This is a genomic window from Streptomyces koelreuteriae, assembly GCF_018604545.1.
Taxonomy (GTDB): domain Bacteria; phylum Actinomycetota; class Actinomycetes; order Streptomycetales; family Streptomycetaceae; genus Streptomyces; species Streptomyces koelreuteriae.
Window position 1 is genome coordinate 447645 of the sequence record NZ_CP075896.1, and the last position, 15961, is coordinate 463605.

Consider the following 15961-nt stretch of genomic DNA (forward strand, 5'->3'; position numbering starts at 1 on the left):
GGCTCCTTGACGGTGTCTCAGTCGAGCGAGACGACGACGGACTTGACCTTGGTGTAACCGGCGAGGGCCTCGGGCCCGTACTCACGGCCGTAGCCGGAGTCCTTCACACCGCCGAAGGGCACGGCGGGGTCGAGCATCGCCCAGTCGTTGATCCAGACGATCCCGGCCTGGAGCCGGTCGGCGACCCGGTGGGCGCGGGCGAGATGGCTGGTCTGGACGCCCGCGGCCAGGCCGTAGGGCGTGGAGTTGGCGAGGGCGATGGCCTCGTCCTCGTCGTCGAAGGGCTGCACGGTGAGGACGGGGCCGAAGATCTCCTCCTGGATCACGCGGGAGTCGTTCGACAGGTCGGCGATGACGGTGGGCTTGTAGTAGTAGCCGCCGTCGAGGTCGAGCCGTTCGCCGCCGCAGACGACGCGGGCGCCCTCCTTGCGGGCGAGGGCGACGTACTCCTCGACCTTCTTCAGGTGCTTCTCGGCCGCCATCGGGCCGATGACCGTGGCCGGGTCGCGCGGGTCGCCGATGGGCACACCGGGCACGGCCTCGGCGAGGATGCCGAGCAGCGTCGGGTACACCGAGCGGGCCACCAGCAGGCGCGGGCCGCCCATGCAGAACTGGCCGGTGTTGAAGACGAAGCCCTTGATGACCGCCCCGACCGCCTTCTCCAGGTCGGCGTCCTCGAAGACGATGTGGGCCGCGTTCCCGCCCAGCTCCATGGTGACGGGCTTGAGCGCCTCGCCGGCGACGCTCGCCACATGCCGGCCGATCGCGGTGGAGCCGGTGAAGGCGACCTTGTCCACGCCGCGGTGGCGCAGCAGTGCCTCGCCGGCGACCGGGCCGCTGCCGGTCACGACGTTGACCACACCGTCCGGTACGCCCGCCTCTTGGAGCAGCCGGGCCATGTACAGGGCGCTGAGCGGGGTCTCGTCGGCGGGCTTGTGGACGATCGTGTTGCCGGCCGCGAGCGCGGGGGCGAGCTTGGAGCCGGCGAGGATCAGCGGGAAGTTGAACGGGGTGATCGCGGCGACCACGCCGAGCGGCTCGCGCCTGGTGTAGGCGAGGGCGTTCATGGGGGTGTCGCGCAGGGCGCCGTCCTGGCTCTGGGCGAGGTTCGCGAAGTACTCGTAGTCGTTGGCCGCGTTCGTCACGTCGACCGCTCCGCACAGCGAGACGGGCTTGCCCACGTCGAGGCTCTCCAGGGCGGCCAGCTCGTCGGCGTTCTCGCGGATCAGCCGGGCGACGCGGTGCAGCACCCGGCCCCGCTCGCGGCCGCTCAGTCCGGACCAGGCGCCGTCGTCGTAGGCCTCGCGGGCGGCGCGTACGGCCGCGTCGACGTCGGCGGGGCCCGCCTCCGCGACGGTGGTGACGACCGTGCCCCGGGACGGGTCGACCACCTCGGTGCGCGCCCCGTCGGCGGCCTCGCGCCACCGGCCCCCGATGAACAGCTTCCCGGGTTCCTTCTCGAAGGTGGTCATCGCCGCTCCCCAGCGTCGTCGCCAAGATTTCAACAAACAGGATTCCTGTTGGTTCGCAGTCTCTTTACAGACAGGTTTCCTGTCAATGCTCTAGCCTGCTTCCATGCTCGACACACAGGTGACCAAGGCGCCCCCTTCCCTGCTCTACATGGTCAAGCAGGTGGAGCTCGTCGTGCGCTCCCACCTGGACGAGCTGGTCAGGCCTTCCGGAATCACCGCTCTTCAGTACACCGCGCTGACCGTCCTGGAGCGACACGACGGACTGTCGGCGGCCCAGCTGGCGCGCGACTCCTTCGTCACCGCGCAGTCCATCGCCGATCTGGTCCGCTCCCTGGAGGGCCGCGGGCTGGTGCGCCGGGAGCGCAATCCCCGCAACCGCCGGGAGCTGCTGATCCTGCTCACCGACGACGCCCGGGAGCTGCTCGCCCGGCACGCCGGGCCGGTCCGGGAGCTGGAGGAGCGGATGGTGCGCGACCTCACGGCACACCAGACCGAGCAGTTCCGTCAGGCGCTCACCAAGGCCTGGCACGCCCTGTCGTAGCGGGGAGTGCACCCCGTCGCGGCCCGGAGCGCACGCCCGCGCACTCCCCCGCGCGAACCTCGGCCAACTCGGCCGCAATTCAGAGACATATGTCAATCGAACATGCTCAAATTCACTCGTTGGAGGGTAACTTGCGGGACGGGGAACGGTGTTGAGCGCCGCACCCCCTTCCCACGCACGGAGCAAGCTGGAGGCGATCTCGTCGTGCGGCAGGAACCTGCACCGCTCACCCGGCATCTGCGCGTCCGCCAGGAACGCGGTCACACCGTGCTGGAGTTCCGCGGCGAGATCGACCTCGCCGCGGCCACGGAGATCGCCCCGCACCTGGACCGCGAGACGAACCGCCGCGCCGCCCGGGTCGTGATCGACCTCAGCCGGATCGAGTTCTTCGACTGCTCAGGGCTCCGGTTGCTGTACCGGGCCAGGAGCCGGGTCCTCGACCGGGACGGGCACCTGCTCCTCGTCTGCGCCCACCCGCTGACCCTGCGGGTGCTGCGCCTCACCGGCCTGTCCCGGCTGCTGCCGCCGCAGCCGACGCTGGACGCCGCACTGGAACAGCCGGAGGCCACGTCCGGCTCGGTGTGACACGCCCCGAATGCGCCCTTCGCGCTTCCGCGGAAGTCCTTCCCTCTTCAACCGGCCGGTCTGGCAGGGGATGTGGCGGGCATCCGGACAGTAGGAAGGAGGGCCGTCGCATGACGACTCCCGTCAAGCGCCTCCCCAGGCGCATGCCCGGCTGGGCCAAGGTGGTGGGCGCGCTCGTCCTGGTGCTCATCGTGTTCTTCGCCGGGATCCGGCTCAGTGTGATCCCGGGCCTGAAGGACCTGTTCGGCACCGACACCCACGACCGGTCCGGCCCCGCGCTGCTGAAGTCCATCCAGGACATCAGCCGTTACGACGCCGCCTCCGGCAACTTCCAGGTCGTCGTGGACCTGGAGAAGGACGCCAGGTTCCTGCCCGACGCGATCCGCGGCACCCGCACCCTGTACGTCGGCGCGGGCACCGTCGACGCCTACGTCGACCTGGGCAAGGTCGGCGAGAACGACGTGAAGGTCAACGGCGACCGCACGTCCGCCACGCTCCGGCTGCCGCACGCGCGATTGGGCAAGCCGGCCCTCGACCCCGACCGCTCCTACGCCGTCTCCAAGCAGCGCGGCCTCTTCGACCGCCTCGGCGACCTCTTCTCGGACAATCCCAACGGTGAGCAGGCCGTGCAGAAACTCGCGGTACGGCACATCGGCGACGCGGCGAAGGAGAGCGAGCTGACCGCACGCGCCGAGAAGAACGCCACCGGCATGCTCGAAGGTCTGCTGCGCTCCCTGGGCTTCAAGGAGGTGCGCGTGTCGTACGGGAACTGACCCGGCCGGCGAGCACCTCGGACAGGGCGGAGTGCCCCGGCGGAACGCGGGCAACAGTGGCTGGGAACGCCCCCCGGCGGCATCGTCACCGCGCCCGTGGGTAACCGCCCTGTCACACAGGGAAGTTGAAGTCTGGAGGACCGTATGGCCAGTGCAGCCTCACGTCCCCGTACCGTCGGGTCCGGGAGCGAGCGACGCCCACTCCCCCTGCCCGTCCGGCTGCTGGCGATGCTGTGCGCCTTCACGTTCATGGTCGCCTTCGCCGTGGTGCTGGCGCGGCTGACCCTGCAGCCCTCGCCCGCCTCGGAGGCACTGACCCACACCAACCTGCGACCCGGCGACTCGCTGAAGGCCTATCTCGACCAGCCGGAACTGCGGGACGCCTTCCGCCAGATCGGCGGCAACATCCTGCTCGGCGTCCCCTTCGGCATCCTCGTGCCCGTCGTCGCGCCCCGCACCCGCGGCATTCTGCGCGTCCTGCTGATGACCGCGATCGTGATGCTGCTGGTGGAGTTCGCCCAGGGCGCCCTGGTCACCGGCCGCGCCTTCGACATCGACGACGTCATCCTCAACACGTCGGGCGCGCTGATCGGCTATCTGCTCCTCGGCCGCCGCCTGAGCCGGGCGGTCCACGCGCGCAGGCCCCGGCGCGGCCGGGCGGAGCGGAAGCCGTCGGCCGAGAAGGCCTAGCGCGGCGTCCAGGTGTACTTGTCTCCGCCCACCCAGCGGACCACGTCCGGATCGTCCATGTCGTGGACCGTGATGCCGAACGCGGCCGCCGCCGCCAGTACGTCGGTGGCGGCCTTGGCCTCCCCGACCACCTGGCCGTCGATCTCCACGATCCGGAACGGCGGTGTGCCCGGCTGCACCCCGAGCACCAGGATCCGCGGGTGGGATATGTACGGGCTCGCGCTTTCGGTCATGCATCGAGGGTAGAGCGCAACCGGCGAGGGCGCGGGGTTCAGTCCGTCGTGCGGTCCGCCGGGCGCTGGGCAACCCTTGAGGTGGAGGTGGCGATGGATCCCGTCAAGGCACTGGACCGGATCGCCTTCCTGCTGGAGCGGTCCCTGGCACCGACGTACCGCGTGCGCGCCTTCCGTACGGCGGCCCGGGTGCTGAAGGAGCTGGGCGACGAGGAGGTCCGCCGGCGGGCGGCGGACGGTTCGCTGGAGTCGCTCAAGGGCGTCGGCCCGAAGACCGCGCAGGTGGTGCGGGAGGCGCTGGCCGGTGAGGAGCCCGGCTATCTGCGCACGCTGGAGGGCGAGGACGCGGAGCGGCCCGCCGTGCGGGGCGGCGAGCGGCTGCGGGAGCTGCTGCGCGGCGACTGCCATCTGCATTCCGACTGGTCGGACGGCGGCAGCCCGATCGAGGAGATGGGCCGGGCCGCGGCGGCGCTGGGCCACGAGTGGGCGGCGCTGACCGATCATTCGCCGCGGCTGACGGTGGCGCGTGGTCTCACGGCCGAGCGGCTGCGCGAGCAGCTGGACGTGGTCGCGGAGCTGAACGAGACCTGGGCGCCCTTCCGGCTGCTGACCGGCATCGAGTGCGACATCCTCGAGGACGGCTCCCTCGACCAGGAGCCGGAGCTGCTGGACCGGCTCGACGTCGTGGTGGTGTCGGTGCACTCCAAGCTGCGGATGGACGCCCGGTCGATGACCCGGCGGATGGTGGCCGCCGTCCGTGACCCGCACTCCGACGTGCTCGGGCACTGCACGGGGCGGCTGGTGAGCGGGCGGGGGCGGCCCGAGTCGGAGTTCGACGCGGACGAGGTGTTCACGGCGTGCGCGGAGACCGGGACGGCCCTGGAGATCAACAGCAGGCCGGAGCGGCTCGACCCGCCGCGGCGGCTGCTGCGCCGGGCCGTGGACGCGGGGGTGCTGTTCTCCGTCGACACCGACGCGCACGCGCCGGGGCAGCTGGACTGGCAGATCAACGGGTGCGCGCGGGCGGAGGAGTGCGGGGTGCCGCCGGAGCGTGTGGTGACGACGTGGTCCCTTCCTGAGTTGCTGGCCTGGACCCGTGAGCGGCGGGTGCCGTCCGGAGTGGCGGGCGGCTGAGGTGGTACCCGGGCCGGCCGGAGAGGAAGGGACCGCACCCATGGACAGCGCCGAACGGGCGGCCGTGTTCGATGTCGACGGCACGCTGGTCGACACCAACCATCTGCACGTCGTGGCGTGGTGGGAGGCGTTGCGGCAGGCGGGCCACCAGGTGCCCATGCACGCCGTTCACCGGGCCGTGGGCCTGCCCTCCACCGACCTCGTCGCCCACCTGCTGGGCGACAGCCGCGACCAGGGCCAAGACGCCGGCATCAGCGCGGCCCACAAGGCGCTCTACGGGCAGTACGTCGACCGGCTGCCCGCGCTGCCGGGGGCCGGGCCGCTGCTGCGCCGGCTGCACCGGGAGGGCTGGGCGGTGGTGCTGGCCACCTCGGCGGGCGGCGCCGAACTGAGCGCGCTGCGCCGGGCCGTCGACGCGGACGACGCCATCACCGCCACGGCGAGCGCCGACGACGTCGACGAGGGCAAGCCGTCCCCCGAGCCGGTCGAGCACGCGCTGGAGCTGGCCGGGGTGCATGCCGAGCGGGCGGTCTTCGTCGGCGACACGGTGTGGGACATGCTCGCGGGCAGCCGCGCCGGGGTGCGCTGTGTGGGCCTGCTGTGCGGCGGCATCCCGCGCGCCGACCTGGAGGAGTCCGGCGCCGCCGCGGTCTACGCCGACCCGGCGCATCTGCTGTCCGCCCTCCGCGACAGTCCCCTGGCATGAGGCCGGCATGAGGCGACGTGAGACCGCCGCTCACGCGGATACCCGCAGCGCATGACGCGCGTGAGGAGTGCGGTGCGGCGGGCCGGGGTGTCTCTGCCCTTCCGCCGGGGGAAGGACGCGGGCACCCCGGCCGATGAGGGCCAGGGAGAGATCCGCGCGCTGGAGCAGGGGGTCCGCGGTGCGCGGCCCCTGGACGCGGTGGGGCGGGAGAGCCGGGCCGCCTGGGACGCCCTGCGCGCGGCCTGGAAGGGGCCCGGGCGGGAACGCGATCTGGTCGTCCAGTCGCTGAAGGCCGCCGCGGCCGCGGTGCTGGCGTGGCTGGTGGGCGGCGTATGGATGGGAGACCCGCTGGCGCTGATGGCGCCCTGGGTGGCCCTGGTGCTGGTGCAGGCGACCGTCTACAGCTCGCTGGTGCAGGGCGCGCGGCAGTTCGGGGCGATCTGCGTCGGCACCGTGCTGGCCTCGGCCGCACTGGCGCTCACCGGTGACACGACGGGCGCGCTGGCCCTGTCCGTCCCGGTGCTGATGCTGCTCGCGAACTGGTCCCGCTTCGGCGACCAGGGCATCTACGCGGCGACCACCGCCCTGTTCACCCTCACCGCGGGCTCCGTGAGCATGTCCGGCGTCGGGCACCGGGTGGGGCAGGCGGCGCTGGGCGCCGTCATCGGCCTCGCGGTCAACGCGCTCGTCCTGCCGCCGGTCCATCTGCGGGACGTACGGGAGAACCTGGCGGGCCTCGCCCGGGAGGCGGGCGACGTCCTGCGCACCGTCGCCGCCGATCTGCGCGAGGGCGAGTGGGACGCGGGGACCGCGGCCGGCTGGCTCAGCGCGTCGTCCCGGCTGGACAACCGCCTGGAGGCGCTGCGCTCGGCACGCCGGTGGAGCCAGGAGAGTCTGCGCCTGACCTACGGCCCGTTGCGGCGCCTGCACCGCGTGCCGCACGGGGGCGCGCTGCCGCCGGTGGACGAGGACGAGCGGTTCGGCCGCGTCACCGGGCACGTCACCGCGCTGACCCGGGCCCTGGCGGTGTCGGTGGACGACAGCCGGACGCCCGCCCCGCCCGAGGGCCCGGCCCTCCAGGCGTACGCGCGTCTGCTGGATCTGATCGGGGAGGCCTGCCACACCGAGGCGGACAGTCTGCTCGACGGCAGTGTGCGGCCCCGTCCGGACGAGGAGACCGAGGAGGCGATGCGGGAGCTGCACCAGGAGCTGCAGGAGAAGCTGCGCCGGCACGCCGGGGAGGGGGCCGCGCACACGGCGGTCCTGGGCACGCTGCTGCTCCAGGCGGAGAACCTGTGGGCCGAGACGATTCCCGCCGAGACCGTCCCGGACGACCGGGGGCGGTGACATCCGTGTGCCCCGGGTACTCGGTGACCGCTGGCGGAACCACGCGGCCGAGAGGAGCGGACGGTGAGCAGCAGAACGGGCAAGAGGATCGTCGTCACGGGCGCCACCGGCAATGTGGGGACCAGCGTGGTGCGCCTGCTCTCCGAGGATCCGGACGTCGCCTCCGTGCTGGGCCTGGCCCGGCGGATCCCCGAGTGGTCGCCGCCGAAGACGGACTGGTCCGCGGTCGATCTGGCCTTCGCGGAGTCCGACCTGGTGGAGCGGTTCACGGGTGCCGACGCGGTCGTCCATCTGGCCTGGGCGTTCCAGCCGACGCACGATCCCGCGAAGACCTGGCGCACCAATGTGCTCGGCAGTATGCGGGTGTTCGAGGCGGTGGCCGCCGCGGGGGTGCCGGCGCTGGTGCACGCCTCGTCGGTCGGCGCGTACTCGCCGGGTCCCAAGGACCGGACGGTGGACGAGTCGTGGCCGACGCACGGCTGGCCGGACGCCGCGTACTGCCGGGAGAAGGCCTATCTGGAGCGGGCGCTGGACACGTTCGAGCGTGATCATCCCGGGACGCGGGTGGTGCGGATGCGGCCCGCCTTCCTCTTCCAGCGGGAGTCCGCGAGTGAGCAGCGCCGGATCTTCGGCGGGCGTTTCCTGCCGGGCCAGTCCGCGCGTCCGGAGCTGCTGCCGTTCCTGCCCGACATCGCGGGGCTGCGGGTGCAGGCGCTGCACACGGACGACGCGGCGCTCGCGTACCGGCTGGCGGTGCACTCCGAGGTCCGGGGCGCGTTCAACCTGGCGGCCGAGCCGACGGTCGACGCGGAGCTCCTGGGCAGGATGTTCGGTGCCCGCCCGGTGCGGCTGCCGCGCACGGCGGCCCGTTCGGCGCTCGCCGCCGCCTGGGGCCTGCGTCTGCTGCCCGCCTCGCCGCATCTGTTCGACGCGGTGCTGCGGCTGCCCCTGATGGACTGCGCACGGGCGCGCAGGGAGCTCGGCTGGCGGCCGGAGCACACGGCGCCGGAGGTGCTGGAGCAGTTTCTGCAGGGCCTCCAGCAGGGTGCGGGCGCGCCGACGGAACCGATGCGGGGACACAAGGTGGGCTGACCTGGGGCCACGCCGTCTCCCACGCCCCGCCTTCTCCCGCACCCCGCACATGGCCGATGGCCGCGGCCGGCCCCCACGGTCGGCTGCGGCCATCGGCGTCCGAGGGCGCTCCGGGGCGGCTCAGTCGGCGGGCTCGTCCGGCACCGGGTGCTCGGGGTGCACCGTCCCCCGTTGCGGCGCCTCCCCCTGCCGGCCCGTCCCCGCCTCGTCCGTGCCGGGGACGTCGTCGGCGGGCTCGTCGGCGCCGTCCTTGCCGTTCTTCTCGTCCTCGCCGGTGCCCGTGAAGCGCGAGGCGACCTCCCACGGGTCCTCGCCGGTGTCGGCCTGCTGGTCCGGCATGTCCCGCGGGACGGGCTCACCGTTCTCGCCGGGTCCTTCGAGGCGGTGGTCGGTCACGACATACTCCTTTCGTGGTCCGGGCGTCACGCGAGTACCTCCGCCGTGACCTGCGAAACCTCAGCGTGGTGCCCGCTCCCGCAGCGCCGTGTGCCAGGCGGGGAGCGGAGGCTCCGGTGCGGGATGGGGACGCCGTCCGCCATGTGCGAAGAAGTCGGCGAGCGGCAGGATCGCGGCACCGACCGTGACCGCGTCGGGCCCGAGCCGGCCCAGTCCGACGGTCACCTTCCCGGCCGGGTGGCGCAGCGCGTACGCCAGGGCGTGGCGGCGTACGGCGGGCAGGAAGCGGGCGCCGAGGGCCAGGCCCGCCCAGCCGCCGATGAGGACGCGCTCGGGCTGGAAGAGGTTGATCAGGCCGGAGAGACCGGCGCCCAGGTACTCGGCGGTCTCCTCCAGGACGGCCAGCGCGACCGGGTCGGCCTCGCCGTCCCCGGGCGGGTACGCGGCGGCGAGCATCGCGGTGAGCGCGGACTCCTCGTCGGTGCCGTCCGGGACGCGGCCGCCCTTCTCACGCCAGCGGGCGAGCAGCGACTCGGCGCCCGCGTAGGCCTCCAGGCAGCCGAGCGCCCCGCAGCGGCAGCGACGGCCCCGGACCCGGACGGTCAGGTGCCCCCATTCGACGGCCCTGCCCTGCTCCGCCTCGGGGGTGACGAGGCTCGCGCCGACGCCGGAGCCGAAGAGGACCACCACGGCGTTGCGCGCGCCGCGTCCGGCGCCGAACCACATCTCGGCCTGGCCCAGCGTCTTGGCGCCGTTGTCGATGAAGTACGGGACGGTGTCCGGCAGCGGGGTCCCGGTGCGGAGCAGGGCCTCCAGCGGGACGGCGTCCCAGCCGATGGTCTGCCCGTGCACGAGCGCGCCGCCGTCGGGCGTGCGCTCGACGATGCCGGGGACGCCGATGCCGACGCCTAGGAGCCGTTCGGGCGCGAGGCCGGCGGTGTCGAGGACCTCGGCGATGCCCTGGCGGATGTGGGCGGCGACGACCTCGACCTCGTACCGCCCGCCGGCGAGCGGGCGCTCGACGCGGGCCAGTTCCGTGAGGGTGAGGTCGAACAGTTCGACACGCACCCGGGTCTCGCCGACGTCGACGCCGATCATGTGGCCGCTGCCGGGCGCGACGCGCAGCAGGGTGCGGGGGCGGCCGCCGTCGGAGTCGACACTGCCGGCCTCCTCGACCAGTCCGTCGGCGAGCAGGTCGGCGACGACGTTGCTGACGGAGCCGGAGCTCAGTCCGGTCGCCGGGCCGAGCGCGAAGCGGCTGAGCGGGCCGTCGAAGTAGAGCCGTTGCAGCACGGCCGTGCGGTTGGCCCGCCTGAGATCGCGTACCGTGCGCCCGTTGCGCCCCGCCATGTGGTTCCTTCCGCCCCTTGTTTCAGGCTGTGTGGTTGCCGCCGAGGAGTTCCTCGATCTCGTCCAGGGCCGCGAGGAGTTCCGGGGCGACCGCCTGCCGCACCCAGCGCATCTGGTCCTCGCCGGTCTCGCGCGGAACGGTCTCGGTGAGCATGATCAGGTACAGATAGGCGCGGTACAGGGCGAGGCGGAGACGGGCCGGGGTGTCGAAGTCGGCCCGGCCGCCGGACTCCCGGTAGCCCGACAGGAACGCCTCGTCCTCCTTGATGTCCCCCAGCAGCGCCAGGGAGACGAATTCGGCGAGGGGGTCGCCCCAGAACATGCGCTCCCCGTCGATGAGGCCGCCGACGCGGGCCGCTCCGTCCGAGCGGTCGACGAGGATGTTGCCCCGCCACAGGTCGAAGTGGACCAGGCACGGGACGGTGACCTCGTCGAGGGCGCCGTACGCGGAGCGGGCGGTACGGGCCACCGCGTCGGGCGGGAGCGGCAGCCAGGCCCCGTAGCGCCGGGCGTCGTCGAGGACGGCGTCGACCATGGCCGTGAACGCGGTCCGCCAGTCGGGGGCGAGCGGGCCGAGGGCGCCCGAGGGGTAGCCGAAGCCGGGGCCCGTCACACGGTGCAGACGGGCCGTCCGGCGTCCCAGTTCCGTACGCAGCGCGGTCTGTTCCGGGGCCGTGAGCGAGTCGTCCCAGGTGTCGCCGGGGCAGGCCGTCATCAGCAGGAAGTCGTCCCCGAGGGACACCAGCCGCGGCGCGGGAACCCCGGCGCGGGCGGCCGAGCGGTAGAACTCGGCCTCCGACACGAGCAGTCGGCGCTCGTGCCGGAGGCCGGGGACAGCGGCGGCGGGCGGGATCTTCAGCACGTAGCGGGTGCCGTCGGTGAGGCGGAGTTCCTCGACGGTGTTGTACGTGCCTCCGGTCAGCGGGCGGAGGTGGGCGAGGCCGCCGGGGTCCAGGCCCGCCCGCTCCAGGACGCGCCGGGCCCGTTCCCAGGAGTCCACCACCGTGCGCCCACCCCTCCCCTTCGGCTTCGGTCAGCCGGCCGCGTACACGTCCTCGACGTAACGCCCGTCCGCGACCAGCCCGTCGAGCCACTGCTCGGCGGCCTTCTCGTCCGTACCCGGTGTGTGCTTGCGGTACAGCGTACGGAACGCCTCGCGCACCCCGGGCGCCATCCGTGAACCGTCGCCGCAGACGTACACCCGCGCTCCGGACTCCAGCAGGCCCCAGACCTCCTCGGCCTCGGCGGCGACGCGGTGCTGCACGAACCGCACCTCGCCCTCGGGGGTCTCGCTGAAGGCGGGGCGCAGCGAGACGGCCCCGGCCGCGTCGGCGGCGCCCAGTTCGTCGGCGTGCATGAAGTCGGCGTCGGGTGCGTCGCAGCCGAAGTAGCAGACGGCGGGGGCGAGTTCGGTGCCCGCCGCGAGGGCGGCCGTGCGGTCGGCGATGGCGCCGCGGAACGGGGCGAGGCCGGTGCCCGCCGCGACCATGACGACGGGTGCGGATCCGCCGGTGGCGTCGATGCGGAAGGCCTCCCGGCACGGCTGCACGCGCGCGTAGATCGTGTCCCCGGGCTGGACCGTGTTGAGGTGGCCGGATCCGGTGCCCCGGTAGACGCCCTTGCCGGACCGGGCGGGCGCCTGCAGCAGCGAGACCATCAGGTCCACGTGGCCGAGGTCGACGGCGGGCGAGGAGGAGACGGAGTAGTGGCGGGGGCGCAGCGGGGTGAGGAGGTCGAGGAGCTGCGGCCAGTCCAGGGCGCCTCGCAGGGCCGGGTGGTCCTCGATGATCTCCACGAGGGTGCGCGGGTCGTCGGTGAGGGCGGCCAGGGCGATGCGCTCCGGCGGGCACGGGTTGGCCTCGGCGAGCACGGCGAGCTGCCCGGCGCTCGGGCGCTCCTGCAGCTCCACGTGGTGGGTGAGGAGCTGCCGTACCGTCACGGGCCGGTCGACGGCGATGCCGTCGCGGCGCGGGCGGGTGGCGCGGATGTCCAGGACGGTGTCGAGGTCGAGGCCGAGCGCGGTGGCGGTGCGGGTGACGAGGTCCGGGTCGTTGGCGGGCAGCACGGTGAGGTGGTCGGCCGTGCGGTAGGTGACGCCGTCGGGGAGCGCGACGCGCAGGAACCTCTTGCGGCGGGCGTAGCCGGGCGCGGTGAGGTCGTAGGCCTCGGTGACCTTCATGGGGACGAGTTCGTGCCGTGCGGCGAGGGCGTCCAGCGGGCCGCCGGTGAGGGTGCGGACCTCGTAGGCGACGGTGGGCTCGGGGTCCGGGGTCGTGGCGTCGGGGTCGCCGTACTGCCGCAGGAGGGCGGTGCGCAGGTCCGTCGTGAACTGCCGGACGGTGCCGGTGAGGTCGCCGGAGGCGTCGGCGGCGGCGCGGTCGAGCAGCCGGGTGGCGCCGGACTCCGCGAGCCGCTCGTCGATGCGGGTGGGGACGTGCTGGTAGGTGGCGGCCCAGTTGCGGTCGCCGACACCGAGGACGGCGTAGGTCACGCCGGACAGGTCGTGGTCCTCTTCGAGGCGGGCGGCGAAGGCGGTGGCGTCGTCGGTGGGGCGGCCGTTGTAGGAGGCGGCGGCGATGACGACGGGCCGGTCGGTGGGCAGGCCACCGGCGTAGGCGTCCAGGGCTGCCACCTGCGTCTCGCAGCCCACGGCGGCGGCCTCGTCGGCGAGCTGGGCGGCGAAGTCGCGGCAGGTGCCGTAGTTGCTGCCGTGCAGGAAGAGGGCGGCGGTGCCGGGGCGGACACGCGCGGGCAGGTCCTGTGGCTCGGCCGCGCCGGTGTCCTGGAGCGGGGCGGCGCCGGGCAGCGGCGTGTGGACGCGGTCGGCGGAGGTGCGCGGGGTGAGCGCGAGGGTGAAGCCCTCGGGCTTGAGGGTGAGGGTCTCCTTGACGTCGAGGCGGTAGTCGGCGTGGTCGCTCAGCCGGTAGCGGTGCACGAGCATGGCCAGCAGCATGGTCGCCTCGTGCAGCGCGAACTGGCGTCCGATGCAGGCGCGCTCGCCGGTGCCGAACGGCTTGAAGGCGTGCACCGGGCGCTCCGCCTCCGCCTCGGCGGTGAAGCGGGAGGGGTCGAACAGCTCCGGGTTGTCGCCCCAGACGGGCTGCCGGTGCAGCATCGGCGTGAGCACCAGGGCGGAGTCCCCGGCGCGCATCGGGATGCGGCCGCCGAGCAGCGTGTCCTCGCGGGCCTTCCGGGCGAACACGGCGGCGGTGGGCCAGAGCCGGAGCGCCTCGTTGAGGACCTGGCGGGTGTAGGTCAGCCGGCCGACCTCGTCGTACGTCGGCTCGACGTCCGCCGCGTCGCCCCACATCTCGTCGACCTCGCGCTGCACCATCTGGAGCGCGGTCGGGTGCTTGGCGAGGTAGTACATCGCGAAGGACATGGCGCCGGAGGTGGTCTCGTGCCCGGCGATGAGGAAGGTGATGACCTGGTTGCGGATGTTGGCCGTGTCGAGCGTGGTGCCGTCGGCCGGGTGCTCGGCGGTGAGCATCAGGCCGAGGAGGTCGTCGGCCTGGCTCTGGTCGGTGCCGGTGCGGGCGGCGATGACCTCGTCGACGACCTGGGCGAGATAGGCGGAGTCGTCGCGGAAGGCCGCGTCCTGCGCCGAGTAGTCCTGGCCCGGGACGCGGGCGAGGCGGGTCATGCTCCATTCCAGGCAGCGGACCATCGACTCGACGAAGGGGTGCGGCTCGGCCCGCTCGAAGGAGCCGAAGTCGTACCCGAAGCCGGCGAGACCGATGGTGTCGAGCGTCATGCGGGTCATGTCGCCGGGCACGTCGACGGGCTTGCCGGCACCGGCGTCGCGGTCCCAGGACGCGATGAGCCGCTGGGCCACCCGCAGCATCACGGGGTGGTACGTCCGCATCGAGCCCAGCGCGAAGGCGGGCATGAGGATGTCGTGCGCCTTGGCCCAGTTGGGCTCGTCGTTGTAGGCGGTGAACAGGCCGTCGGCGGCGAACTCGCGGACGTTCTCCAGACCGGGCCCGATGTGCTTGGCGAACCGCTGCTCGTCAGCGAGGTCGGCGACCAGGTCCAGGTCGCCCACGAACAGGGTGTCCCGCCCGTACAGCCGCCGGACGAACGCGGAACCGTGCTCGCGCATCAGATCCATGGCCTGCTGGATGGGCGAGGGGCCGGGTCCGGTGGCGGTGATGTCGGCGACGGGGATGTCGTCGAGGGTGTCTGCGGTGCGGGAGGTCTGTCCGGTGGGGGGCATGACGCGGCAACTGCCTTTCGCGGTACGGAAGTACTGCGATCCAGCGTGATCCACGGGGCCCGGCGGGCAGTGCCGTACCCCTACATGATTGTGTAGTGCAAGCAGATGCGTCGCTCTTGCGCGGGAGCGACCCGGCGTGGCAGGAGACGCTCATGGACCTGTCCCGGCACGAGGCCGTGACCTGGCGCAACCGCGCCCTGCTCCTCTTCGACCGGGTCGCGATGCCGGTCGCGGTGTGCGATGTGTACGGCGCGGTCCTGCTCGCGAACCCGGCGATGGCGGCGGAGTGCGGTACGACGCCGGGGCGGCTGCGCGGCCGTGATGTGCTGGAGCTGTTCCGGCCGCGGGAGGCGACGCAGGTGGAGCGGATCGCCGAGGCGCTGCGGCTGCGGCACCGCTCGCGGTACCAGGTGTCGGTGCGCTGGCAGGCACCCGGCGGGGCGGAGCGGTACGGGGAGCTGACGGCGGACCCGGTGAGCGACACGGTGGAGGAGACGCCCGCGCTGCTGGTGATGCTGCGGGTGGACGGCGAGCACGAGGCCGCGAGCACTCCGCCGGCCGAGCGGGTCACCCCGGCGGAGGCCCGCATCCTGGCCCTCCTGGCCGCGGGCGCCACCACGGCCCGGGCCGCCCGCGAGACCGGCCTCACCACCGACGGCGTGACGTATCACCTGCGCCGTCTGTCCTCCCGCTGGCAGGCCGCCAACCGCACGGAACTGGTGGCCCGCGCCTACGCCCTGGGAGTGCTGGCCGCCGGGGTGTGGCCGCCGGAGCCGGGGTGAGACCGCCTTCCGGAAATCCACTCGCCCCGTTCGTCGCGGCTGTCTAACCTGACCTGGCCCGCAAAACCTAGGACCCCTAGGTTTGGCCGAAGAGAAGCAGGAGCCCTCCCATGAAGCCGCTCACCGAGCAGGACATCCGCAGCTCGTTCATCAACTGCTCCAAGGGAGAGGCCAAGCGTCTGGCCGTCCCCCGGGATCTCGGGGAACGCCCCTGGGACGATCTCGACTTTCTCGGGTGGCGGGATCCGGGAGCGCCCGATCGGAGCTATTTGGTGACCGAGCGGGACGGCCGTCTCGTCGGGGTGACGATGCGGTTCCAGGCCGCGCAGCGGGCATCCCTCCAGCGCAGCATGTGTTCGCTGTGCCTGACGACCCACCCTCGGGGCGGTGTCTCGCTGATGACCGCGCGGAAGGCGGGGGCGGCCGGGCGTGAGGGGAACTCCGTCGGGGTGTACATGTGCACCGACCTCGCCTGTTCCCTCTACGTACGCGGGAAGAAGACGCCGGAGAGCGGCTCCCGCCTCGAGGAGAGCCTCACCCTCGCGGAGCAGATCGAGCGGACCACGGAAGGGCTGGCCGCCTTCCTCGACAAGGTGCACGCCTGAGCGTCCACGGTCGCCCCTGTTTTCCCTCGGCGCTAACGT

At 73.1% G+C, this 15961-nt stretch carries 16 protein-coding genes; 10 read left to right on the top strand and 6 right to left on the bottom strand.

The genetic code is table 11. The features are described 5' to 3' along the window. Positions 1–17: 17 nt before the first annotated feature. Positions 18–1472 (bottom strand): aldehyde dehydrogenase family protein, encoded by a 1455-nt coding sequence (locus tag KJK29_RS01985; protein ID WP_215116845.1) that lies wholly within the window; start codon positions 1470–1472, stop codon positions 18–20. Positions 1473–1575: 103 nt separating this feature from the next. Here KJK29_RS01985 and KJK29_RS01990 point away from each other — a divergent pair, with 103 nt between their 5' ends. The 4 genes from KJK29_RS01990 (at position 1576) to KJK29_RS02005 (ending at position 4061) form a co-directional block, all read left to right on the top strand. Further along, positions 1576–2013, top strand: coding sequence for a MarR family winged helix-turn-helix transcriptional regulator (locus tag KJK29_RS01990; protein WP_215116846.1), 438 nt, complete (start codon positions 1576–1578; stop codon positions 2011–2013). A 204-nt stretch (positions 2014–2217) separates the two neighbouring features. After that, the gene (locus KJK29_RS01995; protein WP_215116847.1) at positions 2218–2598 is read left to right on the top strand and encodes an anti-sigma factor antagonist; all 381 of its coding nucleotides are present in this window, start codon (positions 2218–2220) and stop codon (positions 2596–2598) included. Between the two features lie 110 nt (positions 2599–2708). Then, positions 2709–3371 carry a DUF4230 domain-containing protein gene (locus KJK29_RS02000; RefSeq protein WP_215116848.1) on the top strand — a complete coding sequence of 221 codons (663 nt, stop codon included), beginning with the start codon at positions 2709–2711 and terminating at the stop codon, positions 3369–3371. A 144-nt stretch (positions 3372–3515) separates the two neighbouring features. Beyond that, positions 3516–4061, top strand: coding sequence for a VanZ family protein (locus KJK29_RS02005; RefSeq protein WP_215116849.1), 546 nt, complete (start codon positions 3516–3518; stop codon positions 4059–4061). Here the strand turns inward: KJK29_RS02005 and KJK29_RS02010 are convergent. Continuing rightward, the gene (locus KJK29_RS02010) at positions 4058–4294 is read right to left on the bottom strand and encodes a hypothetical protein (protein ID WP_215116850.1); all 237 of its coding nucleotides are present in this window, start codon (positions 4292–4294) and stop codon (positions 4058–4060) included. The two genes, KJK29_RS02005 and KJK29_RS02010, sit on opposite strands and share 4 nt — an antisense overlap. A 93-nt stretch (positions 4295–4387) precedes the next feature. Here KJK29_RS02010 and KJK29_RS02015 point away from each other — a divergent pair, with 93 nt between their 5' ends. The 4 genes from KJK29_RS02015 to KJK29_RS02030 all read left to right on the top strand — a co-directional run bounded on the left by KJK29_RS02015 (position 4388) and on the right by KJK29_RS02030 (position 8573). Then, a complete protein-coding gene (locus KJK29_RS02015; protein ID WP_215116851.1) occupies positions 4388–5428 on the top strand; it encodes a PHP domain-containing protein in 1041 nt (346 codons plus the stop codon). Positions 5429–5468: 40 nt separating this feature from the next. Further along, positions 5469–6134: an HAD family hydrolase gene (locus KJK29_RS02020; protein WP_215116852.1), complete on the top strand. Its 666-nt coding sequence runs from the start codon at positions 5469–5471 to the stop codon at positions 6132–6134. Positions 6135–6185: 51 nt separating this feature from the next. Further along, a complete protein-coding gene (locus KJK29_RS02025) occupies positions 6186–7481 on the top strand; it encodes an FUSC family protein (RefSeq protein WP_215116853.1) in 1296 nt (431 codons plus the stop codon). 63 nt (positions 7482–7544) lie between these two features. Beyond that, positions 7545–8573, top strand: a complete 1029-nt coding sequence (locus KJK29_RS02030; protein ID WP_215116854.1) for an SDR family oxidoreductase — start codon at positions 7545–7547, stop codon at positions 8571–8573. Positions 8574–8693: 120 nt separating this feature from the next. On the opposite strand, the gene KJK29_RS02035 is transcribed toward KJK29_RS02030, so the two are convergent. From KJK29_RS02035 to KJK29_RS02050, 4 genes are read right to left on the bottom strand one after another with little or no spacing between them, the layout of a single operon-like run. After that, positions 8694–8969 carry a hypothetical protein gene (locus KJK29_RS02035; RefSeq protein WP_215116855.1) on the bottom strand — a complete coding sequence of 92 codons (276 nt, stop codon included), beginning with the start codon at positions 8967–8969 and terminating at the stop codon, positions 8694–8696. A 60-nt stretch (positions 8970–9029) separates the two neighbouring features. After that, the gene (locus KJK29_RS02040) at positions 9030–10319 is read right to left on the bottom strand and encodes an ROK family protein (protein ID WP_215116856.1); all 1290 of its coding nucleotides are present in this window, start codon (positions 10317–10319) and stop codon (positions 9030–9032) included. A 22-nt stretch (positions 10320–10341) separates the two neighbouring features. Beyond that, positions 10342–11322, bottom strand: a complete 981-nt coding sequence (locus KJK29_RS02045; protein ID WP_215116857.1) for a phosphotransferase family protein — start codon at positions 11320–11322, stop codon at positions 10342–10344. Between the two features lie 30 nt (positions 11323–11352). Then, entirely contained in the window at positions 11353–14535 is a 3183-nt protein-coding gene (locus tag KJK29_RS02050) for a bifunctional cytochrome P450/NADPH--P450 reductase (RefSeq protein WP_215116858.1), read from the bottom strand. A 152-nt stretch (positions 14536–14687) separates the two neighbouring features. Here KJK29_RS02050 and KJK29_RS02055 point away from each other — a divergent pair, with 152 nt between their 5' ends. Both KJK29_RS02055 and KJK29_RS02060 read left to right on the top strand, forming a co-directional pair. Then, complete coding sequence (locus tag KJK29_RS02055; RefSeq protein ID WP_215116859.1) at positions 14688–15317, top strand: PAS domain S-box protein; 630 nt, start codon at positions 14688–14690, stop codon at positions 15315–15317. Between the two features lie 110 nt (positions 15318–15427). After that, positions 15428–15922, top strand: coding sequence for an FBP domain-containing protein (locus tag KJK29_RS02060; RefSeq protein WP_215116860.1), 495 nt, complete (start codon positions 15428–15430; stop codon positions 15920–15922). Positions 15923–15961: the final 39 nt, after the last annotated feature.